Source organism: Rubritalea spongiae, from assembly GCF_042652385.1.
GTDB classification, from domain to species: domain Bacteria; phylum Verrucomicrobiota; class Verrucomicrobiia; order Verrucomicrobiales; family Akkermansiaceae; genus Rubritalea; species Rubritalea spongiae.
In genome coordinates this window covers 1,831,538-1,850,250 of the sequence record NZ_JBHSJM010000001.1, presented here as the reverse complement: position 1 = coordinate 1,850,250, position 18,713 = coordinate 1,831,538, and the positions used below count along the sequence as shown (strand labels likewise).

Below are 18,713 nucleotides of genomic sequence, written 5' to 3'. Positions count from 1 at the left end.
ATGTCCCTGTAATCCCTATGTCTGAAATACTTCCAAACCTGCTCACCCTACTCATGCTCATTCTCCTGCAAGCCGTGTTAGGGTTTGATAACCTGCTTTATATTTCGATTGAGTCGAAGCGAGTACCTGAGGAAAAGCAAAAAATGGTGCGCACATGGGGGATTGGGTTAGCGATCGTATTACGGGTTGCTCTCCTGTTTGTGTTGATGTTTTTAATGGATAAACTGACTGCTCCGTGGTTTCAGATTCATACCCATGCAATTTCGGGTTCCTTTGGTTTTAGTGAGATCATCACGCTGTTTGGTGGAGCCTTCATCATCTACACTGCCATCAAGGAAGTCTTGCATATGGTTACTTTAGAAGAGGCGCATGGTGATGCGGTGCAGAAAACTTCAGTAGCCAAAGCGGTGACCATGATTGTGGTGATGAATGCGGTGTTCTCGTTTGATTCTATTCTTGGTGCGATGGCGATCACTGAGGTGGCGTGGATTATGATTACAGCGATTATCTTCAGTGGTGTGTTGATGATTTGGATGGCCGATAAGGTTTCTAGCTTTTTGCAGAAGAACCGTATGTATGAGGTGCTCGGGTTGTTTATTCTCTTTATCGTTGGGATTTTATTAATCTCAGAAGGTGGACATAAAGCGCATCTAATGTTTTTTGGGCACCATGTGGAGGCTATGTCGAAGGCTACCTTCTATTTTGTGATCGGTGTGTTGGTGGCTGTGGATGTGATTCAGGGGCGCTACCAAAAGAAACTGCAGCGCAAGTTGATGGCCAAGCAGTCAGCAAAGTAACTGGAGTGTTAGGAAACTAGTGTTGCGCATTTCATCATTCATGATGAGTGATGTTGCGCAATTAGTCGCGCACCTCTATAGTATGAATGTGTAATGAATTTGGTTCTTAAAATCCATCAGAGCGTGGTCGCTTGCAGTGTTTTGCTGGCATCCCCTCTACTCGCTGCCGAGGACGGTAAGCAAATTTACCAACTGAACTGTGTCGCGTGTCATGGCGCAATGGGTGAGGGCGCGGGTGCTGGCACCTTCCCTCCACTTGCGCAAAGTGAGTGGCTCTCAGGCACTGCGGAGCGGTCGATCCAAATCTTGCTGCATGGCTTGGAAGGCCCTGTGGATGTTAATGGCAAGACATACAATTTAGCGATGCCGCCTCAAGGGGCGCTGAACGATGCACAGATTGCGGCAGTTTTGACTTATGTCCGCAGCCACTTTGGCAATAAGGAATCAGCTGTGACGACGAAACAGGTGGTTGCTGCGCGTAAGAAGAGTGAAAACCGTTCCTCTCCATGGACTGCGAACGCACTCCTAAAAGAGTATCCATTCCCGAAGCAGGAGAAGGTGCTCAAGGATATTGTGATGGAGGTGTACAAGGGGAAGTGGGAGATGCTTCCAGACTTCTCGCAGATCGATCCCGACGCGGTGGAAGAAGAGGCATATGGACTATTCAGTTTCCGCAATGTCGCTCAGAAGAAACAATTTGGCGTAGTATGGCAGGGAGAGATTGTGGCACCTGAGGACGCTGAATATTGCTTTGAAATGATGGCAGACGATGGCGCGCGCCTGAGTGTGGCTGGGAATGAAGTGGTTTCTGCTGCAGCTTCTGAGGCGAAGGGCGAGTGGCGGATTGGAAAAGTGAAATTGAAAAAGGGAGCGAACCCAATCCAACTAGAATATTACCAGTTAGATGGTGGTGTTGATCTCCAATTACGCTGGTTTGGCCCTGGCATTTCTCGCAAGCAGTTACTCACAGATCGCCCTAAAGGCAGACGGAAGAAACCATCTGCTCCTGTGATCGATTTGACTCCTACGAACAAAGAGGCAGCTCTCTATAACAACTTCATTACTGGGACGACGTCTCGAGCACTGGGGGTAGGCTATCCAGGGGGAGTCAACACAGCCTTTAGCACAGAGCATTGTGCTCCTGAGTTGCTGTGGCGCGGAAAATTCATCAGCGGTGGAAGACATTGGACGGGACGTGGTCAAGGTACGGAGAATCCGCTTTCAAAAGATGTGGTTTCGCTGACAGGAGGCGTGCCGTATCGCATCGCTGCTGAGGAGGCGGTGAACTGGCAGGACCTTCCTAAAGTGCAGTACTTAGGCTACAGCCTAGACACGAACCGTTACCCGACCTTCCGTTATCGTGTGGGGCAGGCTGAGATACTGGAGAAGTCTCTGCCGAATGCATCTGGTATGCAGAGACATCTGAAGATCACTTCTGATAAAAATGCCTATCTTGCCGTGTTGCTCGCCAAATCTGGTTCAGAGCAAGGGTCTCGTGAGCTGCTCGTGGATAAGAAACTGCGGGTTACCTCCACTGAATCAATTCAAAAAGGGCCTGAGGGCTACTACACTCTTCTTCCTTTGAAAAAGGGAACCAACACATTTACTTTGAACTACTCATGGGACTAAATTATTTTCACTCCTTGGTCTGTCTTTCTGCGGCCCTCGCAGTACCTCTCACTGCTCAAGTTAGGAAAAACGACAAGCTGCCAGCAAAGAATACTCAGCAGGATCAGTACTATCAAGGTGAGGTGATTCCTCTTCCGAAAGGTGAGGTGCTAGAAATTACCTCGCTCGCTCTAATGCCTGATCAAGTGATCGCAGTGGGGACGCGTCGTGGTGAGATCTGGACATGCACTGGTGCTTATGCGGATGATCTCTCCAAGGTGGAGTGGACAAAGGCGTTCACGGGTGCGCATGAGCCAATTGGTATGTTCTATAAAGAGGGCTGGTTGCACTTTACCGATCGCGATGCCTATGGACGGATCAAAGATGTCGATGGCGACGGGCGCTATGACGAGTACCAAGTGCTATCTAACAAGTGGGGGATTAATGGAGACTATCACGAATATTCCTTTGGCTCGACTCCAGATAAGAATGGCGATGTATGGATTGTGCATTGTCTAACGGGCTCAGCGAAAGCGAACTCGCAGTGGCGTGGATGGGCGCAGCGTGTGACTCCCGAGGGAGAAACGATCGAGGTATGTTCGGGTATCCGTTCACCGGGTGGTATTGGTTTCAATGCGGAAGGTGATGCCTTTTATACGGATAACCAAGGCCCCTGGAATGGCACTTCATGTATCAAGCATCTCAAGCCGGGAAGTTTCACCGGCAATCCTACAGGGAACATTTACTATAAGGATGCGCCGCATATGGGGAAGCAGCCTGCAGAGCCAGAATCTGGATCACGGATAGTCACTGAAGCGAAACGCATTCCTGAGTATGTGCCACCTGCGATTCAGATTCCGCATGGCAAGGTGGGCCAATCACCGACAGCGCTTATCACGGATGAGACTGAAGGGAAGTTCGGCCCATTTGCTGGCCAGCTGTTAGTCGGTGAGCAGACACACTCACAGGTGCAGCGTGCGTTTCTCGAGCAAGTCAACGGTGTCTATCAAGGAGCTGTCTGGAAGTTTCTCGATGGTTTCCAATGCGGCATCGTGCCGATGCGGTTGGCGGAGGATGGAACCCTCTTTGTTGGGGGCACGAACCGTGGCTGGGCATCGATCGGTCCCAAATCATTTAGCCTCGAACGCGTGCGTTGGAAGGGGGTAACTCCTTTTGAAATGTTGACCATGGAAGCGGAGAAAGACGGCTTTACTCTGAGCTTTACGGAGGTCGTAGATCCTAAAATTGCGGCAGATGTGGCTTCCTATAAAGTGGCGGCATGGACGTATATTTATCAGAAAAGCTACGGGAGTCCCGAGGTGGATAAGGTGAGACCAAAGGTGGTCTCGGCTGAGGTGGCTAAAGATGGCAAGAGCGTGCGCGTGGTTTTGGACACACTGACCCAAGGACACGTCCACCACTTTGATTGCTCAGCCCTACGCTCGGCTGACGGCAAGCCACTTTGGCATCCTAACAGCTATTACACGCTGAATCAGATTCCTAGCGAGTAAGCGGTCTGACGGATTGAAATGTATTAGGTTCAGAGGGGGGCTTGTTTCTTGCAAAGTAATTAGAGCTCTTTAGTTTTGTGCATGATGCGTTTTTGGTTCCTTGTATGTTGCTGTGTGGTGTTGCCGTTCATTGTGATAGAGGCAGGGGCGACGACGGATAAGAGGACGCACCCTAGAGTGCTTGTGAGTCATGGGCAGCATGGAGAGATTGTCCGCAAAATTGACTCAGTGGAGTGGGCTGGCAATGCTTTTGGACGCATTCAAAAGAGAGTAGATAACTATGTGCGAAAGGTAGAAAAAGATCCAAAGTGGATGACCTCTCGTCTGTTCATGAACTGGGAGACAGCGTACACCCAAGCGGTAACCAAGGGATCGCGTACTGTCGGTGGGCAAGGTGCGGCACCGGTGCCCACTCCGCGTTTCACTGGTGCCCGCGATTGGAAATCGGAGTACAGCCGGTTTGGCTTAGACCAGGCTAAGCCATTTAATGATAAGAATGGGCTGATCTGGATGCGGAGTAACAAGACGGGAAAGGGCGAGTGGGTGGAGCCTAGTCTCACTGGGCATAACATTGAAAAGCGCAATGAGCAGATTATGGCTCTAGCTCAGGATGCGGCGTTTCTATATTGGCTCACCGAAGAAGAACGCTACGCCAAGTTTGCGACAGGCATTCTCTGGACTTACATGGAGGGGTTTCAATACGTGAAGCCGCCATTGGTGGCTGATAATAATGAAGGATCGATCCGGATCATTGGTTCGACTTCATTTGAAGTAATTCACGACAACTTAGTGTCCCATGCTGGTTTAGCGTATGACTTTCTTTTTCATTATATTCAAGGCCGAGAAGATGTGGATGGCGCCGTCATCGAACAGTGTCTGAAGCGGATGGTAGATCGCATCGTTGAAGGTGGAAATCGAGACGGCAACTGGAATCTCCATCAAGCCCGAAGCATTGCCTATGGAGGGATGGCGCTGCAGGATGATGCGTATTATGCGGACGGACGTGGACGCCAGTACTATGTGGATATTGTGCTGAATGCCGATTTGCCACAGCAGAAGGGTTTGCTTGCTGTGATCCAGGAAGGCTTTGATCAGGAGACCGCTATCTGGCCAGAGGCGTCTGGTTATGGATTTGATACGACAGCGAACATCATCGAGTTCGCCTGCCTACTCGCCGATGATCCAAAAGGAAAAGCAGCTCTAGAAACTCCAGTGGTGCAGCGGGCGATGTTGGCTCAGACCCGATTGCTTCACCCGAATGGCTGGTCGAATGCGGTAGGTGATACCAGTTATAAAAGAGTGATGACCCGGGGTGCGGAGATGATGCTTTCTTGGGCAATGAAGGAGGGACAGGGGGAGTTGGCCAAGGTCATGGCGAGTATCATTCAACGAGAAGTCGATGCAGGTCAATACGATCGCAATAAGCTTGGTGGCGTTTTAGAAATTACCCGCTATGTAGAGGAATTACCTGTCATATCTACAGGTGGTCTGTTAGATCGTGGTTCTAGTTATTTTGCAGAGCCCTTAGATATAGTGATGCTAGAGAATTTGTCTGAAAATGGTGATCCTCGCTACGCGCTTTCGGCGGCGATGTTTGGTACAAAGGGTGGGCACATGCACAGCAATGGCTTGGCAGTGGAGCTGTATGGTGCGGGGCATGTGTTGGCTGTTGATCCTGGACGTGGCAGTAGCTATTGGCAGCCTGACCACCGCCATTATTATTTACAGATGCCCGCACATAATACGGTGATACCCATGGGGAATGCAGAGTATGATGCGAAACATGGCAAGGGGATTCGCCAGGCAATTGAGGTGGTTGAACCACCCTTGGGAGAAATCTCAAACCACCAGCAACTTCGCTATTTGACTTCTAGCTTTAGCTTAAAGAAGCCAGCGGCCGAGCAGCGCCGAACCTTGGCCCTGATCCGAGTGAACGCGACCACTGCCTTTTACTTTGATGTGTTCTATTCGCAGCTGAAAGAAGCACAGTCTGGCGAGTACCATGATTGGCTGTATCATGGCATGGCGCAGAGCATGATCGTCACTGATATGGATGGTAGACCATTGGAATTAGCTGCGAGCAGCCTTCTTACAGAAGACATGGGTAACATGCGCGGCTATAGCTATTTCAAGAATGAGCAATCGTTAGAATACAGCGAAGGCTTCCGTGCACGTTTTCCATTCGAGGTGGGGGAGGAAAAGGTGGCGATGGATCTTTGGTTGCTGGGAGCAGAGGGGAGAACATTATTTAAAGTTGATGCTCCACCGAATCGAGCAGCTCGCAATTACAGTAGGGAGATTCAAGCGCTGCCATGTCCTACGCTTGTGGTGCGCCAGGCTGGAGCGGCAGCTCAGTCGCCCTTTGTTGCTATTTACGAACCATACCTCCAGCAAGACGGAGCCCAAATTCGCAAGGTAGAGCAAACGGGAAAGGGGCTGTGGCGCGTGAGTGGAGAGAGCTGGAAGGTAGATTTGAAGTTGATGGGGACGCGATTAGCAATGCGGATTTTGGAATAGTCCTCTATGCTCCTAGGGATTAAAGAGTAGATTGGGGAGTGAGATTTTGTCTGTTTGTTGACATAGATTTCTCCAACATAATCTACATAGAAGAAGACGGATGATGAATAGCTTGAGAGTAATAGGGCATATGAGGAATGTGGTTTGTTTACTGGCTTTGGCTATCGTGATGCCATTGATGGCGGAGCCATCCATTGAGATCGATGTGCACCGTCCTCAACAAAAAATTACGATGATGGGAGCTGACATGGAGCGCTCAGCGAATGCTCTGCAGCATGCCAAGAACAAGGACGAGATTTTCAAGTGGGTGTTCCTTGATACGGAAGGGGTGAACTACCTGCGTGTGGTGTATGATAAGCACCAAGAATTAGAGCAGGGGACGAAGGACTTTGGCTTCTATAAAAAGCAAGTCGCCTCGATGTTAGATATCAAGAAGCTGCGACCTGACATCAGGTTCTGGGCGACCTTGCGCACAGACTATGATGGCTATGGGACGCGTAATAACCTGCCAGACTGGATCTACAAAGGAGGTGGCTATGATGGTGGGAAGTATGATCCAAGTTTGTTAGAGACGAAGCTCTTCGCGGGCTTCATTGTCGATTTTTTAGAATACATGCAGCAGCAGGAAGTGCCGATTCGCATTCTTACCCTAGCAAAGGAATGGAAGCAGGTGGCAAGCGTGGCGAAACGCAAGGAGGTGATTGCAGAGCTCAAGCGGATGTGTGCGCAACGCAAGGTGCAGATGCCCTACATTGTCGGGCCGGCAACCTGGAGTCTCAAGGGAGGAATCAACGATCTTCGACAGGTCCAGAAGGTAGGAAATGCGAGTGATTACGCTGGTTTCTCGACCCACCAGTACAACAAGGGAACGGAGAAAGACTGGGAAACATTTATTGGCCTGGCGAATGCCATGGGCAAACCCGCCTATGACGATGAAAGCCACACCGGCGGTGGTGGACGCACCTACGGGGAAGAAGTCCCAGTGCATAAACTAGCTGAAACCTACTCGAAAAAATCCCGGGCTTACCGCGCGGGGCTCGAAGGGGAGGTCTTCTTTGAGAATTGGTCACGCGGGATCAACTCGGAAACGCGCTCGATCTATTTTAAGTGGGGAGGCAAGGCCAAGCGCATGCGGGCTTACTGGCTCTTCAAGCACTTTGCCTCAAATACCATGGGAGCACACTACATCCCCTCACGCACAAAGTTAGAAAATGTAGAGACGATGTGCTTTCGCAAGGACGACAGCGTGACGCTATGGATTCTTAACCCTAGCGAGCGCGCCTTCGCTGATGTGCCGCTGGAAATCAAGGGCGATTTCACCTTCAAACAAGAAGTCCAACAGATCCGCTGGAGTGATGCTGACAAGGAACTACAAGGGACGACCGAAACTCTCGAATTGGATCAAAGAAAGAATCTAACAGTAGATCTCAAACCAGGGGCTGTGCAGTTCCTGCGTTTTGAGATTGAGAGGTGATTCGGAACGCGCTTCATCAAGTATACAATTGGGCGAAGGTTTGTTCTTGAGGGGAGGATGAGATGTCTCAATCCCGTCTAACGACTGGGGGCAGTCGTCCATGCCAATAGTTGCGATCATGGCGTTCGGGTGGAATGGTTCAGATTGTGTATTTTCTCTTTAGGAGTGGCTAGTAGTGAGCCCCCCTATAAACAGGGGGTTGCTCCATTTTGTTTTCATCCGTTAGCGTTCTCGTAATCTAGATAAGTGTTTCTGGGTTCACGAAATTTATCATTATTATGCACACAACTACAAAACTCCTCCTCTCCTCCGCCTTGTTGTTGGGAATGGCTTCAGCATCGCATGCAGCGACCATGATCAACGACGATTTTTCGTCGGGTAGTATTAGCACGAATGCTCGTTTTCGTTTCGACCAAGTCGGTGCTGGTTATTATAAGCATACGAATTCAGAATGGTCTATCACAGGTGGTGCCTTGGCGAACCCTGGGACTACAGCTGGGGTTGCGTCGGAAGGTGCGGTAGGTCAGTCGGTATCCACTTCTGGATTGGGAGCGGGTTTGACGCAGATTACTGTTTCGTTTGATTATGCTGTGGGAGCGGGATCTACGCTGTATTTCCATCTCATTGGATGGACGCAGAATGGTTCACCAAGTAGTAATCAAATATTGAATAACCCTGAAGCTCAGAATGGTGGGATGCAAAACCAGGGTGACGCTCAATTTGGCGACATGAGTCTTTTGACTGGGGGCGATCCAGGAAATAGCGTAGCTGATGCCGTTTCGTTTGCAGCTGGGACTACAGGCACTTACTCTGCAACCTTTGATCTCACTGGTTATTCGTGGAGTGCAGATGAAGCTCCGGGACTAACAGGGGGGATTAACGGTGTGACCGATTTTGATTTTATTCAAATTGCCTTCGGGACGAATATGGCTAATGCCGATGGAACTGGAGCTATTTCGATTGATAATTTGAACGTCCAAGCTGTTCCTGAACCAAGCTCTTCGGTTCTGTTGCTCGGAGGATTAGGAGCATTGGCGCTTCGTCGACGCCGTAGCTAGGCAAACATTTTCATATGTGTTGATAGAGGTTCGAGCATTCGTGCTCGGGCCTCTTTCTTTTGAAATTGCATTCTGAATACCCCCTAAAAATAGGGGGTTACTTCATTTGGGTGCAGTTGATTAGCCTTAGCTTAAGCTCAGAAAATAATTTCTGAGATCACTCCATATTATTATGCACACAACTACAAAACTCCTCCTCTCCTCCGCCTTGTTGTTGGGCGTTTCCTCAGCCTCTCATGCTGCTTCTATAGTGACTGATGATTTCAGTAGCAACACGATTACTTCTGATAACCGCTTGCGCATTGGGCATACTGCAAACAATTGGATTAAATTCTCCAGCAGCGAATGGGCGGTTTCTGGAGGTGTCGTCTCGAACCCAGGAACAACGGCTGGTATCCCTTCAGAAGGAGGGTTGTTAAGAGTCTTTGATGTAGGCGCTGCTGGATTGGCTGACTATACTGAACTGACCTTTTCATTTGACTATAATGTGGGTGCTGATGCCACATTGTATTTTCATGCCTACGGTCTCTATAATGGGACGACTACAGGGAATAACACGCAGCTGCATAACACAGGTGTGCAAAACGGAACGATACAGACGCAGTTCGATGGTTCACCTACGGCCAATCAGGGGGATTTCACGGGAATCAACTTTAAGGACGGGTCCCTTGGCGGGGCTGGCAACGCTTCGACAGCGTTCAGCGGAGCGTTGACAGGAAGCGGCACCTTTACTCAGACCATTGTTCTTGGCGAAGGTGCTTTTGCTACTGCCGGCGTTAATGATATTAATGATCTACAATACTTAACCATGGGCTGGGGAAGCAATGTGACTACCACCACTGGAACTGGGGCGATCTCGATTGATAACTTTAGTGTTACAGCCATTCCAGAACCAAGTAGTTCCGCTCTACTTCTCGGAGGCTTGGGAGCCCTCGTGCTTCGTAGACGCCGCGGATAAGCAATATTTTCTATGTGCTGATTGATATAGGTTCGAGTACGGGTACTCGAACCTATTTTTATAAGGGATTACATTCTCCCTTGAAATTGGAGGTAGCAGTCAGGTGGGCAATGTGCTCACGAAGGCTGATGAAAGGTAGATCGAAGCCCTTCTGTGATTGCACGTATCTCAGGATAGAGGTTCAGCGTAGAGTTCGCAAATGTCTGATGAAAGAATCAAGTTCGCGAGGACGTTTTGTAATAGTCGATGCGGGTGGATTTTTTCACTCTACGCGCATCCCTACTACGAACGCGCCTCGCATTGACCATTTGATTTATGAAACACCCATTACTTCTAAAGGCAGTTTTCCTGCTGAGTCCGCTTCTGTTTGCAAGCGTTTCTTTCGCCGCTGATCGGCCGAACATTGTTTTTATCCTCTGTGATGACCTCGGTTACGGAGATGTGCACGCGCTTAATCCTGAGCATGGGAAAATTAAGACACCAGCGCTCGATCGCTTGGCTGCAGAAGGGATGGTTTTTACTGATGCGCATTCTGGGTCTGCAGTGTGCACACCGACACGTTACGGCTTGATGACCGGTCGCTATAGCTGGAGAACGAAATTACAACAAGGTGTAGTGCAAGGTTTTGCTCCCAATCTGATCGCTGAGGGTCGGGAGACGGTTGCGAGCTTTTTGCAAGCGCAGGGGTATCACACTGGGGTTGTGGGGAAGTGGCATCTTAACTTTCAGTATCTCGATGCAGACACTGGCGACGCCATCCAGCGTAAGGGGAAGAAACTCGCGCCAGTAGGGAGTAAGATTCCTGATGGACCCGTCCAGCGTGGTTTTGATTATTACCACGGCTTTCACCATGCTGGTGACATGAAGGGGGTGATCGAAAATGAAACCGTGATTAAGCACGAGGAAGAAGTGAATATGTTGCCACGGATTACACGTAAGTCGGTCGAGTTCATCGAAGCGCGTGCTGCTGAGCCAAAGACTCCCTTTTTCCTCTATGTGCCATACGGTTCACCGCATACTCCTATTGTGCCTTCGCCTGAATGGATCGGGCGAAGTGGGCTAGGAATTTACGGGGATTTTGTGATGCAGACAGATGACGGTGTCGGCCAAATTATGGCGGCATTAGAAAAGAATGGTTTAACGGAGAACACCTTAGTTATTTTCAGCTCTGATAATGGAACCTCCAAAGCTGCCGATATTCCTGATCTTGAGAAAAAAGGGCACATCGTGAGCGCTGGGTATCGTGGCTCGAAAGCCGACCTCTGGGACGGAGGTCACCGTGTGCCTTTCATTGTGCGCTGGCCGGGTCATGTAGCGGCTGGATCGACGAGTGATCAATTGATATGCCTTACTGACTTTTTTGCCACGGCTGCAGACATTATCGATGTGAATCTACCTGCTGAAAATGCTGAAGACAGTGTTAGTTTTTTGCCGGCGTTGTCTGGGGCTGAAATTGTTTCGACTCGTGCGGGAGTGATTCATCACTCGATCAGTGGTCACTTCGCCTATCGTCAGGGGAAATGGAAGTTACTCTTGGCAAAAGGTTCTGCGGGTTGGACTGGCCCTAAAGAAAACCAAATTCCCAAAGGCGCGCCTAAAGGTCAGCTTTACGATATGGAGGCCGATCCAGGCGAGACGACGAATCTTTATCAATCGCATCCAGAGGTGGTGCAGCAATTGTTAGAGCAATTGAAATCCGATATCGCACGTGGTCGCAGCACTGCTGGGCCTGAGCTGAAGAACGATGTAGATAAGATCATTCTCTGGAAATCAGTGGGAAAATAGTTTGAATGGTTCGCGAGCCACTGTGGGCAGGGATTTGCTCGCAAAGCTCAGCACCCCTTGTAGAAAGAGGGCTTACTTTTTTCAAGCGTCGCGATGAAAGGGGCTGTGTGGGATTTTTTGTCAGATGCGACCCATTTGGGAGTTCCTTGGGCGACGATAGTTAAGTCGTGGTCGACAGCTTCTGGTGTCATGTCGATGAATTTACGGACATCTTCTTGGTGGAGTCCCATGGCGGGTTCTTCGATGAGATAGAGACGAGGAAGGGAGATTACAGGCTGTTAGGCCAGGTGGAGTCCCAATTTTACCTAGATTAGTAGTTTGGAACAGTCCTTGATTTTCTTTAATTGAGGTAACGCTTTAGTTGGATCTCGAAGCGGTTCCAATTAGAATTCGCTGTAGTTTTCGATGTGAGGATTCCAGTTTTTGGGTTGAGTTCGAAGATGTGGTCGTCGATTTGGAGGCTGGTGTCGTCGAGAATTTTCCAAGCTCCTGAGAGTCCCCACGATTTTTCTGCATCAGTGTTGTACGCAGTAATTTTAACATCACGGCTTGAGTAGAAGGCGATGCTTCCTGCTTGTTGAGTGTTGTTACCGATGGCTTTGATTTGGAAGGTCTGCATGCCGATTCCTTGAGGGGAGAGGTGGCTAAAAACGGGTTCGGTGATGAGTTGTTCTAAGCGTTGTTTGTAAGCGAGCTGGAATCGGTCAGTTTCGTAGGGCTGAAAGGAGCTTTTTCCGACGGTCTTGACGAGGCTTTGCTCAAAGGAGGGTCTAAGAATGTCGGCGCGTCCAACCATGACTCGAACAGCCTTTTCGGGCTGCGGAGTGAGGGTGAGTGGGAGGATTTTTTCTAAATCGTGGCTGGGAACGACCCAGAAGACTCGGAGTCCGGGTTTGTTGAAGTAGGATTTCCACCAAGTGCGGATCATGCTGTTTGCTTCATCGGTGGTGAGGCCTTGAGCTACGAGACCGGCGCGCATGGCTTGGAAGACTTCGACTTGCTGGTTTTGTGGGCTAATCCAGTCGTTTTCGCTGACGCTTATAACGGAATTACTTGGGATGTTAGAGAGGTTTTTGTAGCGGAACTTGCCGTTGATATTTTCAAAAGCGAGTGCGAAGGGGATGGCGTCTCTGCTATTATTCGAAACGCTAAGGGTTTCGTTATCGTCGACTGAGAATGTGGCTGGGAGCTCGAAATTGCCAATGCCACGGTAGAAGAGATAGTCTTCGTATTCATCATCGACTTTGAGCATGTTTGCATTTGGGACGCGAGGATAGATCCATGTGTAGTTTTCGAAAGGTTTGAAGGTGAGAGCAGTGTCGGCTTGGTCTTTAGGGAGAATGTTGACGTCCCATTCGATAGAGCCTTGGTAGGGATTGGCGAAGTCGATGGGTTTTCTGAGATCGACAGCGGTGCGTAGGCCATCGAGGAGGTGAGCGTGGCTGTCTGTGATTTTGTAGCCATCTAAGGAGATAGAGTGGGGGGTGTCTCCAGTTTTACGTTTGGGATACCATTGGCTGATTGTGCCGCCATTGAAACCGACTTTGACATTTACCTTGGGTGTGTCGTCGCCATAGAAATAGATGACTGGGGTCTCCATTTTTACGGTGACATTGTGTAGATTCGCACCGGCGAGTCCTTTGCCGAATCGTGCGGAGGCTTGTTGTGTTTTAGCATCGAGATGGACGGCGATCTGGTCTGAATTTTGAGGTAGTTGACGGATATTTCCGGTTTGGCGGTTATACGCGTCTCTGGTGTTGATGTCAGATTCCATGCCTATGTGTGAGTAGACAAAGGGCGGAAGATGTTCTTCTTCCACGTGCAGGCCGGCGAGAAGTGTGCCGTTTGATGCGGAGACTGTGGTGAAGGTTCCCCATTCGTGAACCTCGTATGCAGGGAGTATGGGGGTGAGAAAAAGTGAGGCGACGACAGCGGCTTTCATTTTTTCCTTATATCAAGGAATGAGTGCTGGTGGCAACAGGGAAACAAGAAACCCGAGGTGTGGGAGCCTCGGGTTTGCTGTGTGGAGAATGTGAGGTGGGGGGGACTAGCGCAGCCCTACGGCCTTGCGGACGCGGTCGAGGACTTTGGTCGATTCGGTGCGTGCTCTTTCTGCGCCTGTAGCGATGACGCTGTTGACGTAGTCGAGGTTGTTTTCGAGCTCTTCGCGTTTTTCACGCACTTCTGAGAAGTATTCCCAGTAGGCGTCGAAGAGTTGTTGCTTGAAGTGTCCGTAGCCGAGGCCGCCGGCTTCGTGTTCGGCGATCATTTGGTTCACAGCTGATTCATCGGCGAAGAGTTTGTAGAGAGCGATGACGTTAGAGCCCTCAGTTGGCTTTGGATCTTCGACCGGTGTTGAGTCGGTAAGGACGCGCATAATAGTTTTCCGTACGGCTTTTTTGCCACCTGTGAGAGGGATGGTGTTGTCGTAGGATTTAGACATTTTCTGACCGTCGGTTCCGGGGACGACAGCAAAGTCTTCTCGGATCTGAGCATCGGGGATGGTGAGAGTTCCTTCGCCGAACTTTTCGTTGATTTTCTGTGCGAGGTCGCGGGTGACTTCGAGATGTTGTTTTTGGTCTTTTCCTACAGGGACGAGGTTGGCGTCATAGAGAAGGATGTCGGCCGCCATCAGCGCTGGGTAGGCGAAGAGTGCATGGTTAGCGGAAATGCCTTTCGCAACTTTGTCTTTGTACGCATGACAACGTTCTAACAAGCCCATTGGACAGACTGTTGAGAGAATCCATGCGAGTTCGTTGACTTCTGGGATATCGCTTTGGCGGAAGATTGTCGCTTTTTGTGGATCGAGGCCACACGCAAGGAAGTCGATTGCGAGGTTTTGGATGTTTTCACGTAATGTCTGAGCATCCGACATGGAAGTCATGGCGTGATAGTCCGCGAGGAAGTAGAATGCTTCGCCTTGGTCCTGAAGCTGGACGGCTGGTTGCATGCCACCGAAGTAGTTGCCAATGTGGAGTTTTCCGCTTGGCTGGAGACCTGTTAGAATTCGCATTTTAGAAAAAGTTAGAATCGAGAAAAGAGAAGTTAGAAGAAGGCTCTAACTATGGCTGTGGCACAGTAGTTTGCGGCACAGGAGATTGGTGAGATGGGGCTTGGTGCTGGGAGTTTTGAGCACGCGGTGCTCCTTGCCAAGTTTTTCCGTAGGCTTTATTTTCGACGCCTTGACCGAGGCTCTTGAAGTCACGTCCGACACCTACGAAGGTGTTACAGGAGCTGAGCCCGAAAAGTCCAATGATTAGTGTGCTAAGAAGAAGCGCTTTCATGCGGTGAGCATGGAGCGTTTGGTGAAATAATGCAACTGTGGAGAGAGTTTCTGTGTGCATGAAAGTGCATGCTCGGTAGGAGTTAGTTATCTTCGGTGATCTCCTCGGTGTCCTCCGCCTCCGTCGTGTCTACCATGTCCTCCGTGGTGGTCTCTGTCTCTATGGGGAGGTCTAGGTTTTGGTTTGGAATGGTGGTGGTCGTTATTATCACTGGCGATAGCAGCTCCGATGAGGCCGGCCCCAACAATTCCAACGGCAGCCAGACCTGGGTCAACGGATTGTACTGGACGACCATTGGCGTCATAGGTGGTCATACAGCTTTGAAGAGCAAAGCAGCTACCGGCGAGAAGAATAAGTATATGTTTCATGAGCTAACTGAATGTTTGGTTCAGTAGCTTTGACGTGAATTCACTTTCGCTAATTCAAAGGAATTTCTCCGTTGCTCAAACTATCATAAAGTATGAAGGTCTATAGTCGGAGTAATCATCGTGTGGTCGCGATGTCTTCTATGGTTTATTTATTGGCCGAAGGCTGCTGCGAGATCGTTGAGGGCATCGCCGTCTGGTTTGTCGGCATCTGCAATGGCTTGCTTTTGAAGTTTGACGATTTCGGTGACGCCTACGCTAGAAAGTTCTAACATCTGAGTCATCTGTTCTGCAGAAAAAGTAGCTTCTTCACCGGAGCCTTGAATTTCGACGAAGTTGAGGTCTTCAGTCATGACTACATTGAAGTCGACGCTGGCATCTCTGTCCTCGGGGTAGTTGAGGTCGAGGACTGCGGTGTCTTTATAGATACCTGCGGAAATGCCTGCTACGAGTTGCTTTAGCGGCGATTGTTTGAGTTTACCGTCGGCGATGAGTTTGTTGATGGCAATCGCTACTGCGACGCATCCGCCGGTGATAGATGCAGTGCGTGTACCACCGTCGGCTTGGAGGACATCGCAATCGATCCAAAGGGTGCGTTGGCCAAGAGCTTTGAGATCAACCACAGCACGGATGGAGCGGCCGATAAGACGTTGGATTTCGGAGGAGCGGCCGTCGATTTTTCCACGAGTGATGTCGCGTTGTTTGCGCTCGAGTGTGGAGTAGGGCAGCATGTTGTACTCAGCTGTGAGCCAGCCACCTTTGACTTTCTGATATTTCATCCAGCGCGGCACGTCTTCTTCGACGGTGCAGGCGCAGATGACGCGGGTGTCACCAAAGGAAACGAGGACGGAGCCAGTAGCGTGGGGAGCTACATTGGGGAGGAAAGAAATAGGGCGGAGAGCGTCTACACTACGGCTGTCTGGGCGATTCATGGGGAAGTGGTAGAGCTGGGAGTTAGAAGTTTCAAGAAGATACGTTGGTAGGGGATATGGAGGTGGAGGGACGGGGCGGATATTGGTTTGGATTTCTTGAGGGATTTGCTTGTATACTTAGAGCTTATAAACTTCGCGTTAACTTGAGATGGATTTCACCTGTGGGAGTTGCTTGGTGAGGGTTTCGACGAATGCTTGGGTTGCGGGATTTGGGTGGACCTGGGGGCGGGTGATGACTTGGACTAGGCGTTTGGCGTTAGGGATTTCGCTGATTTCTATGGATGGATCGGCTGGGTTGGGCACTGCCATACTTGGGATGACAGCTGTGCCGAGTCCGGCTTTTACAATGGAGAGGAGGGTGGCGATTTGATCGCAGCTGATGTTGTGGTCGATGGCTTGGTTACAGACTGTGATGGCTTGGTCGCGTAGGCAGTGGCCTTCTTTGAGCCCGATCATGGGGAGAGCGCCGTTAGGAGTGGCTGATTTTTTTGGGGTTGCTAGGTAGAGTTTTTCGTTGAAGAGCGGGTGTTGGTCGAGGTGTTGGGAGATGCTTGTGGGGATGGAGTTCAGATCGCTGGTGATTGCGAGGTCGATGTGACCTTGGTGGACTTTTTTTGAGAGGTTGCTTGTAGTGGCCTCGTGTATGTCGAGTTGGATCCCTGGGTAGGAAGCGATGAAATGTGGGAGGATAGTACGGGTGAGATAGGGGGCGATGGTCGGTATGATGCCGAAGGAGAGTTTGCCCTCTTTGAGCGATTCGGTTTCACGACATTCTGCTTCGAAGGCGTTGGTTTGTTGGAGAATGACGCGTGCGCGGACGAGGAGTTTTTCACCAACGGGGGTGAGGGTGAGCGGACGGGTGTCACGGTTGATGAGCGGGAGGCCAACGGATTGCTCCAGAGCTTTGACTTGTTGGGAGAGGGCTGACTGAGTGATGCCAATGCGCTCGGCAGCTTTGGTGAAGTGGCGGAGTTCGGAGAGGGCATCGAGGGCTTGGAGTTGAGTGGTGGTGAGGTGCATGTAGTCGTACGTTTTCTTGTGATAAGTTTGCCTAATAATTCCGTATGTTGCAATGAGTCTTACTACTTAATTTTATGATTCTGTGTGAGATGGCGGTTAGTAGGAGTATAAGTCAAAGGTAGTGAGAGCTGGTTCTGAAATGAAGCTTGTGAAGCAGCTGACTATAAGGAATGGTTGGTGTGCTGGATGATGAATAAGGAGACGCTAGAAGACCTCGAGCAATGGGGAGAAGATGTGATTTTCGGGCGCGCGAAGGGTTTTCGTGCAGCCTTGATGTGCTGCGTGCTTCGTGGGTTTTCGTGGTTATATAGGGCAGGGGTGATGCATCGCTTGCGGATGTTTCGTCTGGGTTTTAAAGACCAAGCTTATCTAGGAACGACCGTGATTAGTATTGGCAATATCACGGTCGGAGGGACAGGGAAGACGCCGGTGGTTGAGCTTTTTTCAAAGACCTTACGAGACCGTGGTCGCAAGGTGGCGATTTTGAGTCGTGGGTACAAATCGAAGAAGTTGGAAGAGCCACAGAGGTGGCAGAGGCGTTCTACTGGTGAGCTTGTGAGCGAAGAGGAAATGCCAAAGGTTGTGAGTGCAGGTGTAGGTCTAGAGCTGGATGTGAAATATGCAGGAGATGAACCCTACATGCTTGCTAAGAATCTGGATGGAGTGGCTGTAGTCGTTGATAAGGATCGAGTGAAGGGTGGGAAGTTTGCGATCGAGGAGTTAGATTCTGATATCCTTTTGTTAGACGATGGGATGCAGTTTTTAAAAATTGCGCATACCATTGATGTGGTCTTGGTAGATTCCAATGCTCCATTTGGGACTGGAGCTATTTTACCACGTGGCACACTACGTGAGCCGCCAAAAAATCTTTGTCGCGCGGATTATATTTTTATTACGAAATGTTATCAGGCGGGAAATGCCGAGCTCATAGAGAAGATACGCAAGCATAATCCAGTAGCAGAGATCATTGAGTGTACTCATGGTCCTAAGCATTTAGAAAATGTGTTCACGGGTGAGATCCTCCCTCTTGATTTTCTGGATGGTAAGTACGTGGCTGCGATCAGTGGCATTGCGGTGCCAGAGAGTTTTGAAGAAAAGTTAACCGATCTTGGTGCGAATGTACTTTTCCACCGGACTTTTGCCGATCATCACTCGTTTTCACAGAAGGATGTGGATCGTTTCATGCGTCGTTGTGTGCGTCGCGATGCTGATATCATTGTAACGACTGAAAAAGATGCTGTGCGCTTCCCTAAACCAGAGGAAATGGATGTGGAGGTGTATTTTTTACGGATCGAGGTAGACATCCTCAGTGGCGAGGGTGTGTGGGAAAACTTAGTCGACCGAGTTTGCATGTCGAAGAAGCCTGTCGATCCCTTGTTGCTCTATGAAAAAGCGATTTAAGGG

At 49.9% G+C, this 18,713-nt stretch carries 16 protein-coding genes; 9 read left to right on the top strand and 7 right to left on the bottom strand.

What is annotated here, in order from left to right; all coding sequences use genetic code 11:
* Positions 1-17 precede the first annotated feature (17 nt).
* The 8 genes from ACFPK9_RS08385 to ACFPK9_RS08350 all read left to right on the top strand — a co-directional run bounded on the left by ACFPK9_RS08385 (position 18) and on the right by ACFPK9_RS08350 (position 11,708).
* Entirely contained in the window at positions 18-797 is a 780-nt protein-coding gene (locus tag ACFPK9_RS08385; protein WP_377094403.1) for a TerC family protein, read from the top strand.
* A gap of 93 nt (positions 798-890) precedes the next feature.
* Positions 891-2,426, top strand: a complete 1,536-nt coding sequence (locus tag ACFPK9_RS08380) for a c-type cytochrome (RefSeq protein ID WP_377094402.1) — start codon at positions 891-893, stop codon at positions 2,424-2,426.
* Complete coding sequence (locus ACFPK9_RS08375; protein WP_377094400.1) at positions 2,417-3,916, top strand: hypothetical protein; 1,500 nt, start codon at positions 2,417-2,419, stop codon at positions 3,914-3,916. Before ACFPK9_RS08380 ends, ACFPK9_RS08375 begins: the two co-directional genes overlap by 10 nt.
* 81 nt (positions 3,917-3,997) lie before the next feature.
* Positions 3,998-6,433, top strand: coding sequence for a heparinase II/III domain-containing protein (locus ACFPK9_RS08370; RefSeq protein ID WP_377094399.1), 2,436 nt, complete (start codon positions 3,998-4,000; stop codon positions 6,431-6,433).
* A gap of 139 nt (positions 6,434-6,572) precedes the next feature.
* Positions 6,573-7,907, top strand: coding sequence for a glycoside hydrolase (locus tag ACFPK9_RS08365; RefSeq protein ID WP_377094398.1), 1,335 nt, complete (start codon positions 6,573-6,575; stop codon positions 7,905-7,907).
* Between the two features lie 278 nt (positions 7,908-8,185).
* Complete coding sequence (locus ACFPK9_RS08360; RefSeq protein WP_377094397.1) at positions 8,186-8,965, top strand: PEP-CTERM sorting domain-containing protein; 780 nt, start codon at positions 8,186-8,188, stop codon at positions 8,963-8,965.
* 172 nt (positions 8,966-9,137) lie between these two features.
* A complete protein-coding gene (locus tag ACFPK9_RS08355; protein WP_377094396.1) occupies positions 9,138-9,923 on the top strand; it encodes a PEP-CTERM sorting domain-containing protein in 786 nt (261 codons plus the stop codon).
* 315 nt (positions 9,924-10,238) lie between these two features.
* The gene (locus ACFPK9_RS08350) at positions 10,239-11,708 is read left to right on the top strand and encodes a sulfatase family protein (RefSeq protein ID WP_377094395.1); all 1,470 of its coding nucleotides are present in this window, start codon (positions 10,239-10,241) and stop codon (positions 11,706-11,708) included.
* Positions 11,709-11,755: 47 nt separating this feature from the next.
* Here the strand turns inward: ACFPK9_RS08350 and ACFPK9_RS08345 are convergent, their stop codons facing one another.
* The 7 genes from ACFPK9_RS08345 to ACFPK9_RS08315 all read right to left on the bottom strand — a co-directional run bounded on the left by ACFPK9_RS08345 (position 11,756) and on the right by ACFPK9_RS08315 (position 17,309).
* Entirely contained in the window at positions 11,756-11,938 is a 183-nt protein-coding gene (locus tag ACFPK9_RS08345; RefSeq protein ID WP_377094394.1) for a hypothetical protein, read from the bottom strand.
* Positions 11,939-12,048: 110 nt separating this feature from the next.
* Complete coding sequence (locus ACFPK9_RS08340) at positions 12,049-13,650, bottom strand: hypothetical protein (protein WP_377094393.1); 1,602 nt, start codon at positions 13,648-13,650, stop codon at positions 12,049-12,051.
* Between the two features lie 105 nt (positions 13,651-13,755).
* Positions 13,756-14,721: a tryptophan--tRNA ligase gene (gene trpS, locus ACFPK9_RS08335; protein ID WP_377094392.1), complete on the bottom strand. Its 966-nt coding sequence runs from the start codon at positions 14,719-14,721 to the stop codon at positions 13,756-13,758.
* 49 nt (positions 14,722-14,770) lie between these two features.
* Positions 14,771-14,992, bottom strand: coding sequence for a hypothetical protein (locus ACFPK9_RS08330; protein WP_377094391.1), 222 nt, complete (start codon positions 14,990-14,992; stop codon positions 14,771-14,773).
* 86 nt (positions 14,993-15,078) lie between these two features.
* Positions 15,079-15,360 (bottom strand): signal peptidase II, encoded by a 282-nt coding sequence (locus tag ACFPK9_RS08325; RefSeq protein WP_377094390.1) that lies wholly within the window; start codon positions 15,358-15,360, stop codon positions 15,079-15,081.
* A 149-nt stretch (positions 15,361-15,509) separates the two neighbouring features.
* Positions 15,510-16,289, bottom strand: coding sequence for a ribonuclease PH (gene rph / locus ACFPK9_RS08320; protein ID WP_377094389.1), 780 nt, complete (start codon positions 16,287-16,289; stop codon positions 15,510-15,512).
* Positions 16,290-16,427: 138 nt separating this feature from the next.
* On the bottom strand, positions 16,428-17,309 hold the full coding sequence (locus tag ACFPK9_RS08315; protein WP_377094388.1) for a LysR family transcriptional regulator: 882 nt from the start codon (positions 17,307-17,309) through the stop codon (positions 16,428-16,430).
* Between the two features lie 186 nt (positions 17,310-17,495).
* On the opposite strand from ACFPK9_RS08315, the gene lpxK reads away from it, so the two are divergent.
* Positions 17,496-18,710, top strand: a complete 1,215-nt coding sequence (gene lpxK, locus ACFPK9_RS08310) for a tetraacyldisaccharide 4'-kinase (protein ID WP_377094387.1) — start codon at positions 17,496-17,498, stop codon at positions 18,708-18,710.
* Positions 18,711-18,713 lie beyond the last annotated feature (3 nt).